17 protein-coding genes are annotated in these 19,718 nt (G+C 61.6%); 14 read left to right on the top strand and 3 right to left on the bottom strand.

The annotated features are described in order from the left end of the window. Nucleotides 1-9 precede the first annotated feature (9 nt). Nucleotides 10-3,585 carry a YhdP family protein gene (locus tag CAK95_RS25040; protein ID WP_086090387.1) on the top strand — a complete coding sequence of 1,192 codons (3,576 nt, stop codon included), beginning with the start codon at nt 10-12 and terminating at the stop codon, nt 3,583-3,585. 4 nt (nt 3,586-3,589) lie between these two features. Here CAK95_RS25040 and tyrS read toward each other — a convergent pair whose 3' ends face one another. Further along, on the bottom strand, nt 3,590-4,843 hold the full coding sequence (gene tyrS, locus CAK95_RS25035; RefSeq protein WP_086090386.1) for a tyrosine--tRNA ligase: 1,254 nt from the start codon (nt 4,841-4,843) through the stop codon (nt 3,590-3,592). Between the two features lie 75 nt (nt 4,844-4,918). Between tyrS and CAK95_RS25030 the strand changes: the two genes are divergently transcribed. Further along, on the top strand, nt 4,919-6,067 hold the full coding sequence (locus CAK95_RS25030; protein ID WP_425349637.1) for an anhydro-N-acetylmuramic acid kinase: 1,149 nt from the start codon (nt 4,919-4,921) through the stop codon (nt 6,065-6,067). 132 nt (nt 6,068-6,199) lie between these two features. Here the strand turns inward: CAK95_RS25030 and CAK95_RS25025 are convergent, their stop codons facing one another. Continuing rightward, nucleotides 6,200-8,170 (bottom strand): ABC transporter ATP-binding protein/permease, encoded by a 1,971-nt coding sequence (locus CAK95_RS25025; RefSeq protein WP_086090384.1) that lies wholly within the window; start codon nt 8,168-8,170, stop codon nt 6,200-6,202. Between the two features lie 300 nt (nt 8,171-8,470). Here CAK95_RS25025 and CAK95_RS25020 point away from each other — a divergent pair, with 300 nt between their 5' ends. Then, complete coding sequence (locus CAK95_RS25020; protein ID WP_086090383.1) at nt 8,471-8,950, top strand: cupin domain-containing protein; 480 nt, start codon at nt 8,471-8,473, stop codon at nt 8,948-8,950. A 57-nt stretch (nt 8,951-9,007) separates the two neighbouring features. Here the strand turns inward: CAK95_RS25020 and CAK95_RS25015 are convergent, their stop codons facing one another. Further along, entirely contained in the window at nt 9,008-9,673 is a 666-nt protein-coding gene (locus CAK95_RS25015) for an alpha/beta hydrolase (protein ID WP_086090382.1), read from the bottom strand. 311 nt (nt 9,674-9,984) lie between these two features. Between CAK95_RS25015 and CAK95_RS25010 the strand changes: the two genes are divergently transcribed. The 11 genes from CAK95_RS25010 to CAK95_RS24960 all read left to right on the top strand — a co-directional run bounded on the left by CAK95_RS25010 (nt 9,985) and on the right by CAK95_RS24960 (nt 19,718). Next, complete coding sequence (locus CAK95_RS25010; protein ID WP_086090381.1) at nt 9,985-11,145, top strand: cysteine desulfurase family protein; 1,161 nt, start codon at nt 9,985-9,987, stop codon at nt 11,143-11,145. 92 nt (nt 11,146-11,237) lie between these two features. Beyond that, complete coding sequence (gene sufB / locus CAK95_RS25005; protein ID WP_086090380.1) at nt 11,238-12,716, top strand: Fe-S cluster assembly protein SufB; 1,479 nt, start codon at nt 11,238-11,240, stop codon at nt 12,714-12,716. After that, nucleotides 12,713-13,009: a hypothetical protein gene (locus CAK95_RS25000; RefSeq protein ID WP_086090379.1), complete on the top strand. Its 297-nt coding sequence runs from the start codon at nt 12,713-12,715 to the stop codon at nt 13,007-13,009. The genes sufB and CAK95_RS25000 overlap by 4 nt, the downstream gene beginning before the upstream one ends. Nucleotides 13,010-13,028: 19 nt before the next feature. Next, nucleotides 13,029-13,778 (top strand): Fe-S cluster assembly ATPase SufC, encoded by a 750-nt coding sequence (gene sufC, locus CAK95_RS24995; protein WP_086091648.1) that lies wholly within the window; start codon nt 13,029-13,031, stop codon nt 13,776-13,778. Nucleotides 13,779-13,783: 5 nt separating this feature from the next. Next, nucleotides 13,784-15,100: a Fe-S cluster assembly protein SufD gene (gene sufD, locus CAK95_RS24990; protein ID WP_086091647.1), complete on the top strand. Its 1,317-nt coding sequence runs from the start codon at nt 13,784-13,786 to the stop codon at nt 15,098-15,100. 43 nt (nt 15,101-15,143) lie between these two features. Continuing rightward, nucleotides 15,144-16,385, top strand: a complete 1,242-nt coding sequence (locus CAK95_RS24985; RefSeq protein ID WP_086090378.1) for a cysteine desulfurase — start codon at nt 15,144-15,146, stop codon at nt 16,383-16,385. Further along, nucleotides 16,382-16,774, top strand: coding sequence for an SUF system Fe-S cluster assembly protein (locus CAK95_RS24980; RefSeq protein WP_086090377.1), 393 nt, complete (start codon nt 16,382-16,384; stop codon nt 16,772-16,774). Before CAK95_RS24985 ends, CAK95_RS24980 begins: the two co-directional genes overlap by 4 nt. Further along, entirely contained in the window at nt 16,774-17,199 is a 426-nt protein-coding gene (locus CAK95_RS24975) for a VOC family protein (protein ID WP_086090376.1), read from the top strand. The genes CAK95_RS24980 and CAK95_RS24975 overlap by 1 nt, the downstream gene beginning before the upstream one ends. A 123-nt stretch (nt 17,200-17,322) precedes the next feature. Next, nucleotides 17,323-17,706, top strand: a complete 384-nt coding sequence (locus CAK95_RS24970; protein ID WP_086090375.1) for a HesB/IscA family protein — start codon at nt 17,323-17,325, stop codon at nt 17,704-17,706. Between the two features lie 98 nt (nt 17,707-17,804). Further along, nucleotides 17,805-18,302, top strand: a complete 498-nt coding sequence (locus CAK95_RS24965; RefSeq protein ID WP_086090374.1) for a TfoX/Sxy family protein — start codon at nt 17,805-17,807, stop codon at nt 18,300-18,302. A gap of 78 nt (nt 18,303-18,380) precedes the next feature. Beyond that, nucleotides 18,381-19,718: a hypothetical protein gene (locus CAK95_RS24960; RefSeq protein WP_147413534.1), complete on the top strand. Its 1,338-nt coding sequence runs from the start codon at nt 18,381-18,383 to the stop codon at nt 19,716-19,718.

The raw sequence follows: 19,718 nt of genomic DNA, 5'->3' as shown, positions 1-19,718 counted from the left end.
CGACCGGGCATGACCAAACCGGATCACGCATCACGCTTTCACTGTTTGCGTGACCTTGAGGACACCCTCAAGGCACACCGGGAACGTACGCCCTGTCATGACCTTCGGACACGGGCATTGCGGCTGTGGTGGCGCGCCCGGCGCGAGCTGCGGCGCCCGCTGGCGCGGCGAATCGCGTACGGCGTCGGTGGTGTAGCCGCGTTCGCCTTTATTGCCTGTACCGGTCTGTGGCTGCGGCTAGGCGCGGGTCCGATCGAAATCAATTTCGCCTCGCCCTGGATATCCTCCGCCGTTCAACAGGCGATCGGTCAGCAGCATCGTGTGATGATCGGCGGCACCCAGATTGAACGGGATCAATCCGGCCGGACATCGGTTCGTATTCGCGACATGCAGGTCCGCGATACCGAAGGCGTAGTGGTTGCCAATGCCCAAAAAGCCGAAGTCTCGTTATCCGGGGCGAGCTTGCTGCGTGGGCAATTGCGGGCGCAGCGCGTCAGTCTCGTCGGCGCAGAATTGTCGGTTCGGATCGAGCAGGACGGGCAGGTCACGATTTCGACCGGAACGGACCGGCCGCTGGCTGCGACCCCAGCCATCATCAGACCAGCCGGGGCTCTGACGCCCGGACAAGCACCGCATGTTCAATTGGCTCCGCCATCGACCGCATCCATCAGTCCGGCACCGGGGCAAACCTTGGAAGCCACGGGTGCGGAACGCTTTGTTGCGTTCGTGTCCTGGCTCGACCGGCTGTCGGAGACAGGCCTCGACGGTCAGGGGCTCGGTGAAATCGGTCTGAAGGATGGCGTGCTGAAAGTCGACGACCTGCGCACCGACAAGCATTGGACGTTTGAGCACATCAATTTCAGCATCAATCGGCCAGGCAGCGGCATCTCTGTGCGGTTGAGTTCCGATGACGACGAACGGCCCTGGTCGCTCGTGGCGGCCATCCGCCAAAGCGGGGTGCAACGCAGAGCGGTGCGTATCAGTCTCGACCGCGTTTCCATCAAGGATCTGTTTCTTGCAACGCGTATCGGTGACGGACAATTCCAGGCCGATATTCCGCTGACCGGTGAACTCCGGGCCGAGATCGGACCCGATTCCCTACCACGCATCGTGGAGGGCAAATTCACCGCGGGTTCGGGCATTCTCGGCAACCCGGCCGATATCGGCGGGCATGTTCAGATCGATCGTGCCGACCTGACGCTCGACTGGGATGCCAACCGGCGCAGTCTTGCGATGCCGTTCCAGATTCAGTCTGGCGCCAATCGCGTGACCTTGTTCAGCCGCTTCGAGGCGCCGAATATGCCGGGGGACCCGTGGCGGGCCACAGTGGCCGGTGGCTCAGTCGTGCTGAGCGATGGCGCGGACGATCCGCGAACCCTAGTGCTCAACAAGATCATGATGCGCGCCAATCTCGATCTCATGCGCCGTCGCATCGATCTCGTGCAGGGCGATCTGGGCGGCGCGGGCGTTGCCGGTTCGCTCAGCGGCAGTGTCGATTTTTCCGGCAGCGATCCGCGGCTGACGATCGGTCTGGCGATCACGCCGATGAGCTCTGATGTCGCCAAGAAGGTCTGGCCGATTTTCATTGCGACCAAGGTGCGCAATTGGGTTGCCGAAAATCTGCAGAGCGGAGACATCGAGCGCGTCGATATTGCCACCAATGCGCCGATCGAGACGCTGAAGGAGGGAGGCCCGCCCATTCCCGCCGACGGCTTGTCGGTCGATGTCACGGTCCGTAACGCGACGATCCGGCCGGTGACCGGGCTGCCGCCGATCACCGAGGCCGATCTGAAAACCAGTATCAAGGGCCGTCAGGTGGTCGTCAGTGTCGGCCGGGGCATCATCGACCTTGGTGGCGGCCGCAAGCTGACGCTGACCAACGGTGTATTCGAAGTGCCGGATACGGATCCGAAGGCGCCACCGGCGCAAGCGCGCTTCCGGATTGACGGGCCGGTGCCGGTCGCTCTCGAACTGCTCAACATGGAGCGACTGCGCGGGCAGGCCGCCATTCCGATGGATGCAGCGAACAGCCGTGGCAATTTCAGCGGGCAGGTGACGGTCGGATTGCCGATTACCGCCGATCCGCCGCCGAACTCAACGCAATACACCATCAATCTCGATGTTGCCGGATTCGCCGCCGACAAGATGGTGATGGGCCAGAAAATCGAAGCGCAGGCCCTGAAGGTCAGTGCCAACAATCAGGGCTATCAGATCAGGGGTGATGTCCGCATCAACGGTACTCCGGCGGCTCTGGATTATCGCAAGACCAATGACAGTCCCGACGCCGATGTGCGGGTGCAGGCGACGCTCGACGAAGCGGCGCGTGCTCGTTTTGGTTTTGCCACAGGCTCATCCCTGAGTGGACCGGTGCCGGTTAAGATCGCCGGCAAGATTTCGGACAACAAGGATGCGCGGCTGACGATCGACGCCGACCTCACGCCATCCAGGATCGAGAATCTGTTGCCGGGCTGGGTGAAACCCGCGGGCAAGACCAACCGGGCCGTCTTCACGCTGGTTAGCCGCGAAAAAGGCACGCGTTTCGAAGACATCGTCATCGACGGCTCTGGCGCCAATGTTCGCGGAACGGTCGAACTCGATGCGGCGGGCGATCTCGCCTCCGCGGTATTTCCGGTCTTCGCGCTCTCCGATGGCGATAAGACCAGTGTGAAGGCCGAGCGGGGCAATGACGGCGTGATGCGCATATCGATGCGCGGCGATGTCTATGATGGTCGTGGTTTCGTGAAGGCGTTCTTCGGCGGCGGGGACGCGAACGAAAAGCCGAAGACCGTCGGCATCGATCTCGATGTCGACGTTCGCCTCGGCGCGATTGCCGGCCACAATGGCGAAGCACTGCGCGGCGTCGACCTGAAAGTATCGCGCCGGAACGGCCAGATCCGCACCTTCGCTCTTAACTCCAAGATCGGACGCGATGCTGCCTTGACGGGAGAACTGCGATCGTCGGCACAGCGCAAGAACGTCATGTATTTCGAGGCGCATGATGCCGGCGCGCTGATGCGCTTCACCGATACCTATCCGCGCATGCATGGCGGCCAGATGTGGGTGGCGATGGATGCGCCAACCGGCGATCAGGCGCCGCAGGACGGTATCGTCAATTTCCGCGACTTCTGGGTACGCGGCGAGCCGGCGCTCAACAACGTCGTCGGTGCGGCACAGAATGATTCACGCGGTGTCGAATTCACCCGCATGAAGGTCGATTTCACGCGAATGCCCGGAAAACTGCAGGTGAAAGAAGGGGTGGTGCGCGGTCCGACCGTCGGCGCGACGGTGGACGGCACGATCGATTTCGCCAAGAACGATGTGCGTATGCGCGGCACCTTTGTGCCGCTTTACGGCTTGAACAACGCGCTCGGGCAAATCCCGATCGTTGGTTTGTTCCTGGGCGGCGCCAATGAGGGGCTTGTCGGTATCACTTATGAGGTGGTGGGGCCGCCTAGCTCACCGACATTGCGCGTTAACCCGATTTCCGCCGTTGCGCCCGGCATGCTGCGCAAATTCTTCGAATTTCCGAACTCTAACCGGATCGAGATGCCGGATGCGGCGCCGGTCGGCGCCGCGACGCGCTGACCCGTTAGACCGGTTTCAGCAAGACGTGCTTCTTGCGGCCGAGCGAAAGCTTGATGACGCCTTCGGGCGTCAGGTCCTTTGCCGTTAGCACCATCTTCTCGTCGATGACCGTCGCATCGTTGATTTTGAGGCCGCCGCCCTTGATCTGACGCCGCGCCTCGCTGGTCGAGGCGACAAGGCCAGCTTCCACATTTGCGGCCAGAACGCCCAATCCTTTGTCGAGATCGGCCTTCTTGATCTCGATGGTGGGAAGATCTTCGGACAGTGCGCCTTCCTCGAAGGTCTGGCGTGCGGTTTCCGCTGCGAGTTCGGCGGCTTCGCGGCCATGCATCAGCGCCGTCGCTTCGGTCGCCAGCGTCTTCTTGGCGTCGTTGATCTCTTGCCCCTTCAAGGCGCCAAGCCGTGCAATCTCATCGAGCGGCAGCACCGTGAACAGCTTGAGGAAGCGTTCGACGTCGCCGTCCTCCGTGTTGCGCCAGAATTGCCAATAATCGTAAGGGCTCACCAGGTCGGCATTCAGCCACACGGCGCCCGCCGCGGTCTTGCCCATCTTGGCGCCGGAGGAGGTGGTGATCAGCGGTGCGGTCAGTGCGAAGAGCTGTGCGTTCTGAATCCGGCGGCCGAGATCGATGCCGTTGATGATGTTGCCCCATTGGTCGGAGCCGCCCATCTGCAGCACGCAGCCGTAGCGCTTGTGCAACTCCACGAAGTCGTAGGCCTGCAGGATCATGTAGTTGAATTCGAGGAAGGACAATTCCTGCTGGCGCTCAAGCCGCAGCTTCACCGAATCGAACGACAGCATGCGGTTGATCGAGAAATGCCGGCCGACATCGCGCAGAAAGTCGATGTAATTGAGCGTATTCAGCCAGTCGGCATTGTTGGCCATCACCGCGTCGCCGGGGCCGTCGCCGAAGGTCAGGAATTTCGAGAAGGTCGCGCGGATGCTCTTCAGATTCTCGTTGATGGTGTCTTCGGTCAGAATCCGGCGCGACTCGTCCTTGCCCGACGGATCGCCAACTCTCGTGGTGCCACCGCCCATCAGCGCGATCGGCCGGTGACCGGTCTGCTGCATCCAGTGCAGCATCATGATCGGCAAGAGGTGGCCGATATGCAGCGAGGGGGCGGTGCAGTCATAGCCGATATAGGCGGTAATCCGGGAGGAGGCCGCGAGCGCGTCCAAAGCCTCCGGTTCCGAGACCTGATGAATGAAACCGCGGTCCGACAGGACGCGAAGAAAATCCGATTTGAACTGGCTCATGAATACAACCGTTATCGCCGCTAGCGAGCCGGTGGTGTATCAGGTTCGGTCACGGAGTAAAACAAGGGGCAGATTTTGCGGACCTATCGCGCTATCGGGCTGATGAGCGGCACGTCCATGGACGGCATCGACGTCGCTGCGATCGAAACCGACGGCGAGACCGTCTCCCGTTTCGGCCCCTCGGCACTGCATCCCTACGCCGAAAACGAGGTGGCCCTGCTGCGCGCGGCGGTGGACGCCGCCGTGGGCCTGACCGACCGCAAGCAACGGCCGGGTGTGATTGGGCAGGCCGAGCGGATGGTGACGGCGCTGCATGCAGGTGCGGTGCGCGGCTTCCTCGACGCCCATGGCATCGATCCTGCCAGTATCGACGTGATAGGCTTTCACGGCCAGACGATCCTGCATCGCCCTGAGGCAAGGCTGACGGCGCAGATCGGCGACGGGCAGGCGCTTGCGGACGAAACCGGCATTCCCGTGGTCTATGACCTTCGGGCTGAGGATGTCGCGGTCGGCGGGCAGGGCGCGCCGCTGGTGCCGGTCTATCATCGCGCGCTGGTGAACATGCTTGATCGTCCGCGCCCGGTTGCCGTGCTGAATATCGGCGGTGTCGCCAACGTCACGTTCATTGACGGTGCGGGTGATCCCTGGGCCTGCGACACCGGACCGGGCAATGCGCTGATCGACGATTTCATGCGGGCGCGTGCTGGCGCCTCGCGTGATGAGAATGGCGGAGCGGGGGCGCGCGGCAAGGTCGACGACGGCGCGGTCGCGCGCGTGCTGGCGCATCCCTTCTTTGCGTTGAAACCGCCAAAGTCGCTCGACCGCAACGCCTTCCGCGAGTGGGTGGCGGAGCAGGCCGCTGTGTCGGAGATGAAAGTTGAAGACGGTGCGGCGACGCTGACCGCCATCACCGCGGCGACCATTGCCGCGGTCGTTCCGCAATTGCCGAAAGCGCCGCGCACATGGATTGTTTGCGGCGGCGGCGCCAGCAATCCGACATTGATGCGGATGCTGCGCGAGCGGCTTTCGCCTGCAAGCGTTGAAGCAGCGGATGCGGTCGGTTGGAGCGCGGATGCGATCGAGGCACAGGCTTTTGCTTATCTCGCCGTGCGATCAATGCGGGGATTACCCATTACATTCCCGACGACAACGGGTGTTGCGGCTCCCATGACGGGCGGCGTGCTGGTCGAACCGCGCGGACGGAAAGTGAAAAAGTCCTTTTAGCACTGAGGCTTCTGGTCTCTCTGTTTCACGTGAAAATATTCCTATAGCGATACCGTCATGCTCGTAGAACATCGATTGCTCGGGCGTGAAACACGATTCGAAGACGATTGTCGCGGCTGACGTCGGAAAAAATTACGCGGCCTTCCTGCTCTGCTTTTGCCGCCGCAGGAATCGCCCGATCAATCGCGGTTGAGAGGATGGCTTCACCAAGAGAATGTCGCTGACAAGCTTGGCGCCGCCGGGCTTTTTCTCGAGCGTCAGTTTGCGGGAGTGGAATTGCTCAAGCTCGGGGCGATGGCCGACGCTGAGAATGGTCGACCCCTCCATCTCTTCAGCGAGCATCTTCATCAGGTCGTCCTGGCTCTTCGGATCGAGCGCGGCGGTGGCTTCATCGAGCACGATGATATCGGGCCGATGCAACAATACGCGCGCGATGGTGAGACGCTGCTTCTCGCCGCCGGACAGCGTTTGATCCCACGGCTCGTCATTTTCGATGCGGTCGATCAGGTGGCCGAGGCCAACGCGATCCAGCACCTTGCCGATGGTTTCGAGATCCCAGTCCTCGGCGGCGCCCGGATAGGCGACCGCGCGCCGCAAGGTGCCGGTCGGCACATAAGGACGCTGTGGCAAGAGGAACAGCCGCGCGTCCTTCAGCACGTCGATCTCGCCACCGCCCCACGGCCACAGTCCTGAGATCGCGCGCACCAGGGTGCTTTTGCCGCAGCCGGAAGCGCCGACAATGAGGACGCGCTCGCCCTTCTTGATGACGATATCGGTGTCGTCGACCACGGCCATGCCGTTGTCGAGCGAGACATTGAAATCCTTCAGCCGCAAAGCGGCGTCGGTGGTCTCGCCGCGCCTGATGCGATTGATGCTTTCGCCGGTTTCGGCGCGTTCGAGGGCGTCGAGCGACACCATCAACGAAGCAACGCGGCGGGCGCAAGCATTCCAATCGGCGAGGCGGGGATAATTGTCGACCAGCCAGTTGAAGGCCGCCTGTACGATGGTGAAGGCGGAGGCGGCCTGCATCACCTGGCCGAGTGACATCGAGCCATCCAGAAATTTCGGCGCGCAGAGGATGACCGGCAGCACAGGCGCGACGATGGCTGAGCCTTGCGAGACGATAGTCGTGCGCATGTGCTGGCCACAGAGATCGCGCCAGCGCCGCAAGACTCCGATCAGCGAACGGTCGAGACCGGCACGTTCTTCCTGCTCGCCGCCGAGGAGGGCGATGCTCTCGCCATTCTCGCGCACACGTGTGAGCTGATAGCGATATTCGGCTTCGGTCTGGTTCTTGGATTCAGAAACTTCGACGAAGCGCTTGCCGACATAGGTCATCGTGCCGCTGGCGATGACGGCATAGAGCACGGCGGCGATGACCAGAAAGGCAGGGATGGTGATCTCGTTGCCGCCGAGAGATACAGTGAGCGATCCGCCGATGGTCAACAGGACATAGATGAAGGTGATCGCCGAGAGCGACGCCGTCGTCACACCGACTGCGAAATCGACCGGCGCATCGGTCGATATCCGCAAATCTTCGGTGAGACGGCCTTCGGGATTTTGATGATCGCCGCTGACGAGATTGAGCTGATAGTAACGGCCGTTCTTCAGCCATTCGTTCAGAATATGGTCGCTGAGCCATGCGCGCCACCGCCGCTGCGTCGACATGCGCGAATAGACATTGGCGACACCGAGCGCAATGGCGGCGCCGGCCAGGGGAAAGAAGATCATCGCCAGCGTGAAAACCCGCGCCGCCTCCTTCTTCTCCAGCGCATCGAAGATTGCTCTGTTCCAGACATTGATGCCGTATTGCGCGGCGACCGTCAGCAAGATCAGAAGCAACAGCCCGATGGTGAGAGGCCAGGCGAGGCGATCGCCCTTGTGGCCCCAGAAGCCGGAGGCCGACGCCCAGAACCGGCTCTGCAGCGCGCGCTTGCGCCGTTTTTCCTTTGCCGCCTCGGCTTGCGGATCGTCCTTTGACGTATCGTTCTGTGGTGGGTGAGCGGCAGCATCGTCGAGCGAAGGCTCTTTTCCGACGGCTTTGTTCTTGTCGTCGTGATTATCTGACGGCTTCACCGTGTCCGGTGAATGGCCTTCGCGCATCGGTACTCCCCATATTGCTTGCAAGCAAACGCGAAGGATAACGCCCGGGTTCCGTCACCGTTTCTTCACCTTGAAGGCAGCATGCGGGAGGACCTAAATTTGGAGCGGAGAGCGTTCCGAACCTCTAGAGCCGTTCCGGCTTTGATGGAATCAAAGCCGAGGCTCTAGCCTTTTGTTTTGACGCGTTTTCTTCACGCGAACCGGTGCCTACTTCGCTCGAAAACGCTCTAGCTGAGCCAGTTATGCTCGGGCCTTAAGCGAATGCGCTGAAGCTCTCATCTGTCAGACAGGATTAAAACGATGACGGATATCGAACCGAAGGAGTTTGTGCTTGTTGGCGTCGCTATGAAGCGGTTGATTTCCGGCGCGCAGACGGGCGGCTCGTTTTGTCTCTTCGAAAACAGAAGCGACGGGCAGACGAAGACGCCAATCCATGTTCATGCGCATGACGATGAGACGATCTACGTCATCGAAGGCCAGATGACCGCAATTCTGAATGGCGAGGTCCGGGTGCTCTCGCCAGGCGAGAGCATCTTTTTAAAGCGCGGTATCCCGCACCAACTCATGAACCCGAGCAATCGGCCCGCTCGCTACATCCTGATTGGCACGCCGAGTGTGTTCGAGCAGTTCCTCGCCGAAGGTGGCCATGAACTTCAGGAGGGAGAGGTCGTCAGACCGCCGACTCCTGCCGATCTCGATCGGCTCAAAAAAGCCGCACCGAAATTTGGGATCACGCTTCTGAACGACTGGCCGGCAAAAGACCCAACGGCTTCGCGATAGTGGCTCGGTCATTAGAGCCCGTTTGAACCGGGCTCCAGGACGGTGTTGAGCCGCAACTTAAGCCGCCGTGGGCTTGCGTCCGGTGGCGCCGAGCCGTTTGTCGAGATAGCCGTTGACCTGCTCCATCAGCGTATCGATCTTGGCGTCAAAGAAGTGGTTCGCGCCGGGCACGACCTTCTGTTCGATAACGATGCCCTTCTGCGTCTTCAGCTTGTCGACCAGCGTGGTGACATCTCTGTGCGGCACCACCGCATCCTTGTCGCCATGAATGATCAGGCCGGAAGACGGGCAGGGCGCGAGGAACGAGAAGTCATAGAGATTGGCGGGCGGCGCGATCGAGATGAAGCCTTCAATCTCCGGCCGGCGCATCAGCAATTGCATGCCGATCCAGGCACCGAACGAGAAGCCGGCGATCCAGCAGGTTCGCGCTTCCGGATTGATGGTCTGGGCCCAGTCGAGGGCCGAGGCCGCGTCCGACAATTCGCCGACGCCGTGATCGAACGAGCCCTGGCTGCGACCGACGCCGCGGAAGTTGAAACGCAGCACCGAAAAATTGCGGTGCACGAAGGCGTAATAGAGCTGATAAGTGATCTGATGGTTCATCGTCCCGCCAAATTGCGGGTGCGGATGAAGGATCAGTGCCAGCGGGGCATTTTTCTGCGCGGCGGGGTGATATCGGCCCTCGATGCGTCCGGCGGGACCGGTAAAAATGACCTCTGGCATGAAAGACCTCGGCTGCAGCGGCAAGGACTTGAGCCCTGCCGCGGGTTCTTAAACCGTGCTTGACGTTGGGAACGCGCGCACGTAATTTTTAGAACCATTCTAAATATGGTGTCGCTCCGGGGTTGCAACCGCAAGAAGCGGAACCGACCGGCGCGAATGAAGGCTTTCTAACATGAGGCCGGGGGCAAAATGCAAGCTTTCTCGTGCCAAGCCTGGCGGCCTCGTGTGGTAGGACGTTGACTGTCCCGATGGCGAGCCAAAGGGCAGAACGAGGTTCGGAACAGGGTTCGAAACCGGTACTCAGTGTGGTGATGAGCGCGCGTGCGTATCTGGACTGGAATGCGACCGCCCCGCTGCGGCCGCGGGCGCGCGCCGTGATGACCGAGGCCTTCGATCTGGCCGGCAATCCATCATCGGTTCATGCCGAGGGACGGGCAGCGCGCGTCGCCGTGGAGCGGGCGCGGGCGCAGGTGGCGGCCCTGGTGGGAGCGGATCCGGCGCAGGTGACGTTCACCTCGGGCGGCACCGAGGCCAATATGATGGCGCTGTCGCCGGCCTGGTCGGCTGGCAGGGGGGGCGCGATCTTTGACCGGCTCCTGGTCTCGGCCATCGAGCATCCTTCCGCCGGACAGGGCGGGCGGTTTCCTGCGGATCGTGTTGAGAACATTCCCGTAACTGGCCAAGGTATCATCGATCTTGAGGCTTTGCGCTCCGCCCTGAAGGCGGGGCCGGCGCTGGTGTCGGTCATGCTGGCCAATAACGAGACCGGGGTGATCCAGCCAACCCGGGAGATTGCCGATCTCGTGCATGAAGCCAGCGGACTGCTGCATGTCGACGCGGTGCAGGGGCCGGGACGTATTCCTTGTGATATCAAAGCCTTGGGTGCCGATCTTCTGACAATTTCCGGGCATAAGCTGGGTGGTCCCAAGGGGACCGGCGCGCTGGTGCGCCATGACAGATTGCACCTGTCTGAGCCGCTGATCCGCGGTGGCGGGCAGGAACGCGGCCTGCGGGCTGGGACCGAGGACGTGGTGGCGATCGCCGGCTTTGGTGTGGCGGCTGAGGCTGCCGGCGCGGCCCGGGAGAGCGATTCTGCGCAGATGGCGCGGCTGCAGGAGCGGCTCGAGGCCGGGATCAGGGCTGCAAGCCCCGAGGCCATCATTTTCGGACAGGGCGCGCAGCGCCTGCCCAACACGACCCTGTTTACCCATCCCGGTCTCAAGGCCGAAACGGCGGTGATCGCCTTTGACCTTGAGGGGGTTGCCGTGTCATCGGGTTCTGCCTGTTCCTCAGGCAAGGTCCAGCCCTCGCATGTGCTGGCGGCCATGGGGATCGAGGCCGGGCTTGCCCGCGGCGCGATCCGCATTTCCACCGGATATGCGACCGGCGAGGCCGAAATTGATCATTGCCTGAAAGCTTGGAGAAAGCTCTCGGAATCACTACTTAAGGGGCGAACCATCATCGCCGCTTGAGCGGCTTGGCGGAGGGTAACCGACGCAAGGCCAGAACTGACCATAACCGACACCGTCCGCTGCGGTCCTTGAAACCGCAAGGGGAGATTAGAATGCCGGCCGTACAAGAGACCGTCGAACAGGTTCGCCGTATCGACGTTGACCAGTATAAGTATGGATTCGAGACGCTGATCGAATCCGAGAAGGCCCCGAAGGGCCTGTCCGAAGATACCGTCCGCTTTATCTCGGCGAAGAAAGACGAGCCCCAGTGGATGCTCGACTGGCGGCTGGAGGCTTATCGCCGCTGGCTGACCATGCGCGAGCCGACCTGGGCGCGCGTGCAGTATCCGAAGATCGATTTCCAGGATTACTATTACTACTCGGCGCCGAAGCGGAAGGCGCTGGCCTCGCTTGACGAGGTCGATCCGGAAATCCTTGCGACCTACGAGAAGCTCGGCATTCCGCTGCGCGAGCAGGAAATCCTCGCCGGTGTGGTGCGGCCTGAAGGCGAGCGCCGCGTCGCGGTCGACGCCGTGTTCGACTCGGTTTCGGTTGCGACCACGTTCAAGGCGGAGCTGGCCAAGGCCGGCGTGATCTTCATGCCGATCTCCGAAGCGATCCGCGAATATCCGGAACTCGTGCAGAAATATCTCGGCAGCGTCGTGCCGGTGACCGACAATTTCTATGCGACGCTGAACTCGGCGGTGTTCTCCGACGGTTCGTTCGTCTACGTGCCGCCGGGCGTGCGTTGCCCGATGGAACTGTCGACCTATTTCCGCATCAACGAGAAGAATACCGGCCAGTTCGAGCGCACGCTGATCATCGCCGACAAGGGCTCATACGTCAGCTATCTCGAAGGCTGCACCGCGCCGATGCGCGACGAGAACCAGCTTCACGCGGCGGTGGTTGAACTCGTGGCGCTCGACGACGCCGAGATCAAATACTCGACCGTTCAGAACTGGTATCCGGGCGACGCGGAAGGCCGCGGCGGCATCTACAACTTCGTCACCAAGCGTGGCGATTGCCGTGGCAGGAACGCGAAGATTTCCTGGACGCAGGTCGAGACCGGTTCGGCGATCACCTGGAAATATCCGAGCTGCATCCTGCGCGGCGATAACTCGCGCGGCGAATTCTACTCGATCGCGATCTCGAACGGCATGCAGCAGGTCGATAGCGGCACCAAGATGATTCATCTCGGCAAGAACACGACCTCCAGGATCATCTCCAAGGGTATCGCCGCGGGCAAATCGCAGAACACCTATCGCGGGCTTGTGTCGGCGCATCGCAAGGCATCGGGCGCGCGCAACTTCACCAACTGCGACTCGCTCTTGGTCGGCGACAAATGCGGTGCGCATACGGTGCCGTATCTCGAAGCCAAGAATTCCTCGACGGTGTTCGAGCACGAAGCGACCACCTCGAAGATTTCCGAAGAGATGCTGTTCTATTGCCGCCAGCGCGGATTGTCGGCGGAAGAGGCGACCGCGCTTGTGGTCAACGGTTTCGTCAAGGACGTGCTGCAGCAACTGCCGATGGAATTCGCGGTGGAAGCGCAGAAGCTGATTTCGATCTCGCTGGAAGGCAGCGTCGGATGAGCCCGGACGAATTCAGGGCAGAAGCTGCCGCGTGTCTCGGGCAGGACAAGCCGGCCGGGGACATGGTCGACTGCGTTTCGCGATATTTCCCGGACGCGGACGTGTTTCGCGAGAACGACGATCTCTTCATCAAGGGGGGCGGGCGGTTTCTGATCGTGCGCCGTGCGGGTCCCGATCTGTTCCGGGTCTCCCTGAGCGTGGCCGCGCCTTCGACCAACCTTGTCGATTATGGCGGCGGCCGCGAAACAACACTCAATGAGCTGATCGATCAGATCGCGACGCTCGGCGACTAACTGGATCAACACGATGTCTCTGCTTGAAGTCAAAAACCTGCACGTCGAGATCGGCGGCAAGAAAATCCTCAATGGCCTCGACCTCACCGTCGAGAAGGGGCAGGTGCATGCCATCATGGGTCCGAACGGCTCGGGCAAGTCGACGCTGTCCTATGTGCTGGCCGGCAAGGCCGATTACGACGTCACCGAGGGCGATGTGCTGCTCGACGGTGTGAGCGTGCTCGGCATGGAGCCGGATGAGCGTGCGGCCAAGGGTTTGTTCCTGGCCTTCCAGTATCCGATTGAGATTCCCGGCGTTGCGACGATGACGTTCCTGCGCACCGCGGTGAATGCGCAGCGCAAGGCGCGCGGGGAAGAGGAATTGTCGACGCCGGAATTCATGAAGAAGGTGCGCGACACCGCGGCGAGGCTCGAGATCAATCAGGACATGCTGCGCCGTGCGGTCAATGTCGGCTTTTCCGGCGGCGAGAAGAAGCGCAACGAGATCCTGCAGATGGCGATGCTGGAGCCGCGCCTTGCCGTGCTCGACGAAACCGATTCCGGCCTCGATATCGACGCCTTGAAGATCGTGTCGGACGGTGTCAATCGTCTGCGCTCGCCGGAGCGGTCGTTCGTCGTCATCACCCACTATCAGCGCCTGCTCGATTACATCGTGCCGGATGTGGTGCATGTGCTGTCGCGTGGTCGCATCGTCCGCACCGGCGGCAAGGAGCTTGCGCTCGAACTCGAAGAGAAGGGCTACGCCCAGTATGTCGGCGAGGCCGCGTGAGCGCGATGGCGGAACTCACTCTCATACGCTCGGCAGCGGAAGAGGCGATCCTCTCGCGCTTTCCGGATTTCAACGCCACCCAATCCTGGGGCGGCGTGCCGGTCGCGCGCCAGCGGCAACAGGCATTCGAGACGCTGAAAGCGAAAGGCCTGCCGACGCGCCGCGTCGAGGACTGGAAATATACCGACCTGCGCGCCTTTATGCGCGACTTGCCGCCGATCGCCGATGCGCCGTCGCGCGCCGAGGTCGAGGCTGCGGCGCAACAGGCGACGCCGCTCGATCTTGTCAATGCGCATCGCGTCCTGTTCGTGAACGGACGCGATGTCTCGACTGGCAAGACCGAAGGTTTCAACTGGTATCGCCTGGCGAATGGCGATGCGCTGCCGCCAACCGTCACGCAGGCGCTGAACAGCGGGCGCAGCTATGCCGACAATGCCGCGGTCGCGCTCAACACCGCGTTCATGAATGATGTGACCATCCTGCATGTGCCGGCCGGTACAAAACTGGAGCGTCCGCTGCATCTCATCTTCCGCAACACCGGCCATGTTGCGCAGGCGAGTTTCGCGCGTGTGCTTGTGGTTGTGGAGGCGGGCGCATCGGTCGCCTTGATCGAGACGCATGATGGACCGGAGGGCGTAGCTTATCAGTCGAACACGCTGGTCGAGATCGATGCCGGCGACGGCGCCAAGATCGATCACATCCGCAACAACAATGCCGGCAATGCCGCGCTCGGGCTGTCGACGCTCGGCGCGCAGGTCGGACGCGACGCAAGGCTCAGCAGCTTTTCGATGAATGTCGGCGGGGCGATGTCGCGCCATCAGATCTTCATCGCGCTGAACGGCAAGGGCTCGGAACTCGCCTTGCAAGGGGCTTCGCTCTTGCGCGGGCGCCAGCATGCCGACACCACGATGGAAATCGACCACGTGGTCGGTCACTGCACCGGGCGTGAATTGTTCAAGTCGGTGCTCGACAATGAGAGCCGCTCGGTCTTTCAGGGCAAGATCATCGTGCGCCCGGACGCGCAGAAAACCGATGGCAAGATGGCCTCGCATGCGCTGCTGCTGTCAGAAGATGCCGAAGCCGATCACAAGCCGGAGCTGGAAATCTTCGCCGACGACGTCGTCTGCGGACACGGCGCCACGGCCGGCGCGCTTGATGAGGATCTGCTATTCTATCTGAGGGCACGCGGCATTCCGCAGAAGGAAGCCGAGGCGCTGATGATCGAGGCCTTTGTCGGCGAGACGGTTGAAGCGGTGAGCCATGAAGCCTTGCGCGAGGCGCTGATGACCCAGACACGCGACTGGCTCGCGTCCCGGACGTAGTTGTTATCCCTCCCTGTGCGGGAGGGACAGGAAAGTGAAGTGCATGAACAAGGCTGTCACGATCGAGCCTTATGACGTTGCCCGCATTCGCGAGGATTTCCCCGCGCTGGCGATGCAGGTTTATGGCAAGCCGCTGGTTTATCTCGATAACGCGGCTTCCGCGCAAAAGCCGAAGGCGGTGCTGGATCGCATCCAGCATGCCTACACGCATGAATATGCCAATGTGCATCGCGGTCTGCATTATCTCGCCAATGCCGCAACCGACGCCTATGAAGGCGCGCGCGAGATCGTCGCGAAATTCCTGAATGCCCCGCGCAAGGAAGAAGTGATATTCACGCGCAACGCGACCGAGGCGATCAATCTCGTTGCCTACACCTTCGGCCGCGAGCGCTTGAAAGAGGGCGACGAGATCGTGCTCTCGATCATGGAGCACCATTCCAACATCGTGCCATGGCATTTCCTGCGCGAACGGCAGGGCGCGGTGATCAAATGGGCGCCGATCGACGAGGACGGCAATTTCCTGATCGACGAGTTCGAGAAGCTCTTGACGCCGCGCACCAAGATGGTCGCGATCACGCATATGTCGAATGCACTCGGCACCTATGTGCCGGTGAAAGAGGTGGTCCGCATTGCGCATGCGCGCGGCATTCCGGTGCTGGTGGATGGCAGCCAGGCTGCGGTGCATCTGCCGATCGACGTGCAGGACATCGGCTGTGATTTCTACGTGTTCACCGGCCACAAGATCTACGGGCCGTCTGGTATCGGCGTGCTGTGGGGCAAGTCGCAGCACCTCGAAGCCATGCCGCCGTTCAATGGCGGCGGCGAGATGATCCGCGATGTGTTCGAGGACCGCGTCACCTATGGCGATCCGCCGCACAAGTTCGAAGCCGGTACGCCGCCGATCGTGCAGGCGATCGGTCTCGGCGCCGCCATCGAATACGTGAATTCGATCGGCAAGGAGCGCATCCGCGCGCACGAGGAAAGCCTGCTCCGCTATGCGCATGACCGGCTGCGGGAACTCAATTCGGTGAAGATCTTCGGCCAGGCGAAGGAAAAGGGGGCGGTGATTTCCTTCGAAATGAAGGGGGCGCATCCGCACGATGTCGCCACCATCATTGACCGCTCCGGCGTCGCCGTGCGAGCCGGAACCCATTGCGTGATGCCGCTCTTGAACCGACTCGGCGTGACGGCCACATGCCGGGCATCATTCGGGCTTTATAATACCAAGGACGAAGTCGACAGCCTTGCGCGCGCCCTCGTGAAGGCCCAGGAATTTTTCTCATGACCGACGAAACAAAGACTGCAGAAACACAACCCGCCGAAACCCAGGCTGCGCCGCAGCCGGAATCGGCGCTGCCGGCCGAGGAGTTGTCGCGCATGAGCGAGGATATCGTCTCGGCGCTGAAGACCGTCTATGACCCGGAAATCCCGGCGGACATCTATGAACTCGGCCTGATCTACAAGGTCGATATCAAGGACGACCGGACCGTGGATGTCGATATGACGCTGACGACGCCGAATTGCCCCGCCGCCGCCGAACTGCCGATGATGGTGGAGAATGCGGTGGCGAGCGTGCAGGGCGTCGGCCCGGTCACCGTGCAGGTGGTCTGGGATCCGCCGTGGGATCCAAGCCGCATGTCCGATGAGGCCCGTCTCGTCCTGAACATGTGGTGATGAGGCGTTTGGCACCGAAGCTCAACGGCGTTCTGGAAACGGCGCTCTATGTCGACGATCTCGAGACGGCGGCGCGGTTTTACGAACAGGTGCTTGAACTTCCGGTGCTGACGCAGGATTCCCGCTTCCGCGCCTATGACGTTGGCGGCAGGAATGTGCTTTTGCTGTTTCATCGTGGCGCAACGCTGGAAACAGTCCATCTGCCGGGCGGCACCATTCCGCCGCATGACGGGCACGGGCCGCTGCATATCGCGTTCGCGGTCAGTGCGGACGACCTGCCGGTCTGGACCAAGCGGCTGGACTCGCACGGGATTGCCATCGAGGGCCGGACCGACTGGCCACGCGGCGGCCACAGCATCTATTTCCGCGATCCGGACGGTCATTTGCTCGAATTGGCCACACCCGGTTTGTGGGCGATCTATTGAGGCGCCGGAATGGCTGGAGCAAATCCAGGTTTTGCGGCCTTCACACGGCGAATTTCGTTGTTATTTTAGTGGCATGCGAGTCCGTTGCCGGACCTTGAATCCGGTGAGAGGAGAGTTGCAAGAATGGCTACTGCCCGTCCAAGGCCACAGGTGATGCGGCTGACCGAAGCTGCCGCCGAGCGCATCAAGGAATTGATGGCGCAATCGGATCACCCGATCGCCGGGTTGCGCGTCGGCGTGCGCAATGGCGGCTGCGCCGGCATGGCTTACACCATGGAATATGCGCAGGAAGCTAAGGCCACAGATGAGGTGGTCGAGGACAAGGGCGTGCGTATCCTGATCGATCCCAAGGCGGTGCTGTTCCTGCTCGGCACCGAGATGGATTACAAGATCGACAAGATGGCGGCGCAGTTCGTGTTCAACAATCCGAACCAGACCTCGGCCTGCGGCTGCGGCGAGTCGGTGCAGATCACGCCCGCCGAGGGCGACGCGGTCGCGGCGCATTAAGCGCTTGCTGTTTCCGCTCATTCCCGCGAAGGCGGGAATCCAGTAAAATTGAAAAGTCTGGGTCCCCGCTTTCGCGGGGACGAGCGGGTGCATAGAGCATGGACGCTGAATTCATCCGCGATCTGTTTTCCAGCTTTCGTCCCGTCACCGTGCGGCGCCTGTTCGGTGGGGCGGGCGTCTATGCCGACAGCGTGATGTTCGCACTGCTGTCGTCGCAGGGCGTGCTCTATCTCAAGGTTGATGAGAAGAACGAGTCCGATTTCGTGCGCGAGGACCTGCCACCGTTCGAATATGAGCGAAATGGCGTCATGCGGGGCATAAGGTCGTATCGCCGGATGCCGGATCGGCTTTACGACGACCCGGACGAACTGGCGCAATGGGCCTCGCGCGCTCTTGCGGCGGCGCTGAGCAAATCGGCACCGCGTCAGACAACCGTCAAACGGGCAGGCAGGTCAAAGGCCAAAAACGTGCTCAAGCGCAAAACGGCCATGCCTCAGCGCGCGGCCAGATCAAAAAGCCCCAAGGCATCAAAAACGGCGAGCAAATCCGGAAAGACCAAGCGGACAACCAAAGCCAGACGCTTGACGAAGCGCTGATCGCTCTGCCCAATGCGGGCGGGGGAATGCGTTGTGTGCGGGACTCGTTGCGTTCAGCTGCGTTGCGTTGGAATGCGCGTGCCGGCGATCATCTGCGCCGCGATGGCCCTTGTTTTTGCCATCCCTGCTGTGGCCCTGGCGCAGGTCCTGCCCGTGCCCGCCAAGCAATCCGAGATCTGCAAATCCGACGATGATGACGACGACGACAAGCCGGTGCCGTTGTGGAAGCGGTTTGCCTGGGAGGGCGCGTGTTTCGAAGTGTCGGGCGAGTTGTCCATCGTCTATCAGAAGCAGAAGAATTCCGGCAGCCGCATCCCGATCCTGACCACACGGCAGGGCGGCCTGACCAATGCAAGCGAACTCGGCACCTTCGATGCCAGCATCCGTGTCGATACCACGCGCAAGACGTCGCTTGGCGATCTGAAGACGGGGTTTGAGGTTCAATACGAAAAGACGACGGTCGATGGCGGCAATGGCATTGCGACGCTGATCGAGGGCATCCTCACCTGGTCCGGTTTCAAGGGGGGCTATACCGACAGCCAGATGAATTTCTGGTCGGGCGATTTCCAGTTTTCCGCGACGGCGCCGCAGCGCACGGTGGGGCTCGCCGGGTACGAGTTCAAACTCAACGATGCCTGGACCTTCACGCTGGCTTACGAAACCGGCCTGCCGACCTCGCAGGCAGGTCAGTCTGATTTCGTCACCGTGTATCCGAAAGACCCGGTCGCGAGCGCCAAGCTCTATTACGAGAAGGACGATACCGAATTTCAGCTCGCCGGCATGGTGCATGACCTGCGTATCGACGGCACCCATCCGCAGCTTGCATTCGCGGGGCGTCCGCAAGCGTTCGATGCCTTTGGCTGGGCGACGACCGCGGGGCTGACCTTGCCGGTGAAATGGGGCGAGGATGGCAGCGCCTTCAGCATGCAGGCCACGTACGCGGTGAATGCGTCACCCTATCTCGGCACGGTCGCCGACCTGTCGACCCTCGCGGGCGTCGTCAGCGTGCCAGTCACGACAAAAGGTTGGAGCATCGTCGGATCCTATCATCATGTCTTCTCCGAGCATTGGGAGGCGAACGCGATGACGAGCTATCTTGCGCTCGATTTGGCCATGGATCGCCAGTCGCCGTCGATCCGCACCAACCGCTATGCGGCGAACCTGATCTACAAGCCCGACGACAAGCTCAGGTTTGGCGCGGAGGTGGGTTACGTGAAGGCCGATATCGACAGCGGCGGACCGATCGGCCTGCTCGGCCTTGGGCTGTTCAATCCCGTGTTCTTCAACAATCTTTTGGGTAGCTCGATCGCTTCGGCGATCAATACCAATCTGCCGTTGCCTGGCATCAATAAAGGACAGAGGGGCGTGAACGGGAGCGGGCTTGCCGGTTATCTGTTCGCGACGTGGAGTTTTTGA

This window comes from Pseudorhodoplanes sinuspersici (assembly GCF_002119765.1).
Lineage (GTDB): Bacteria > Pseudomonadota > Alphaproteobacteria > Rhizobiales > Xanthobacteraceae > Pseudorhodoplanes > Pseudorhodoplanes sinuspersici.
This window is presented reverse-complemented; position numbering and strand designations above follow the sequence as displayed.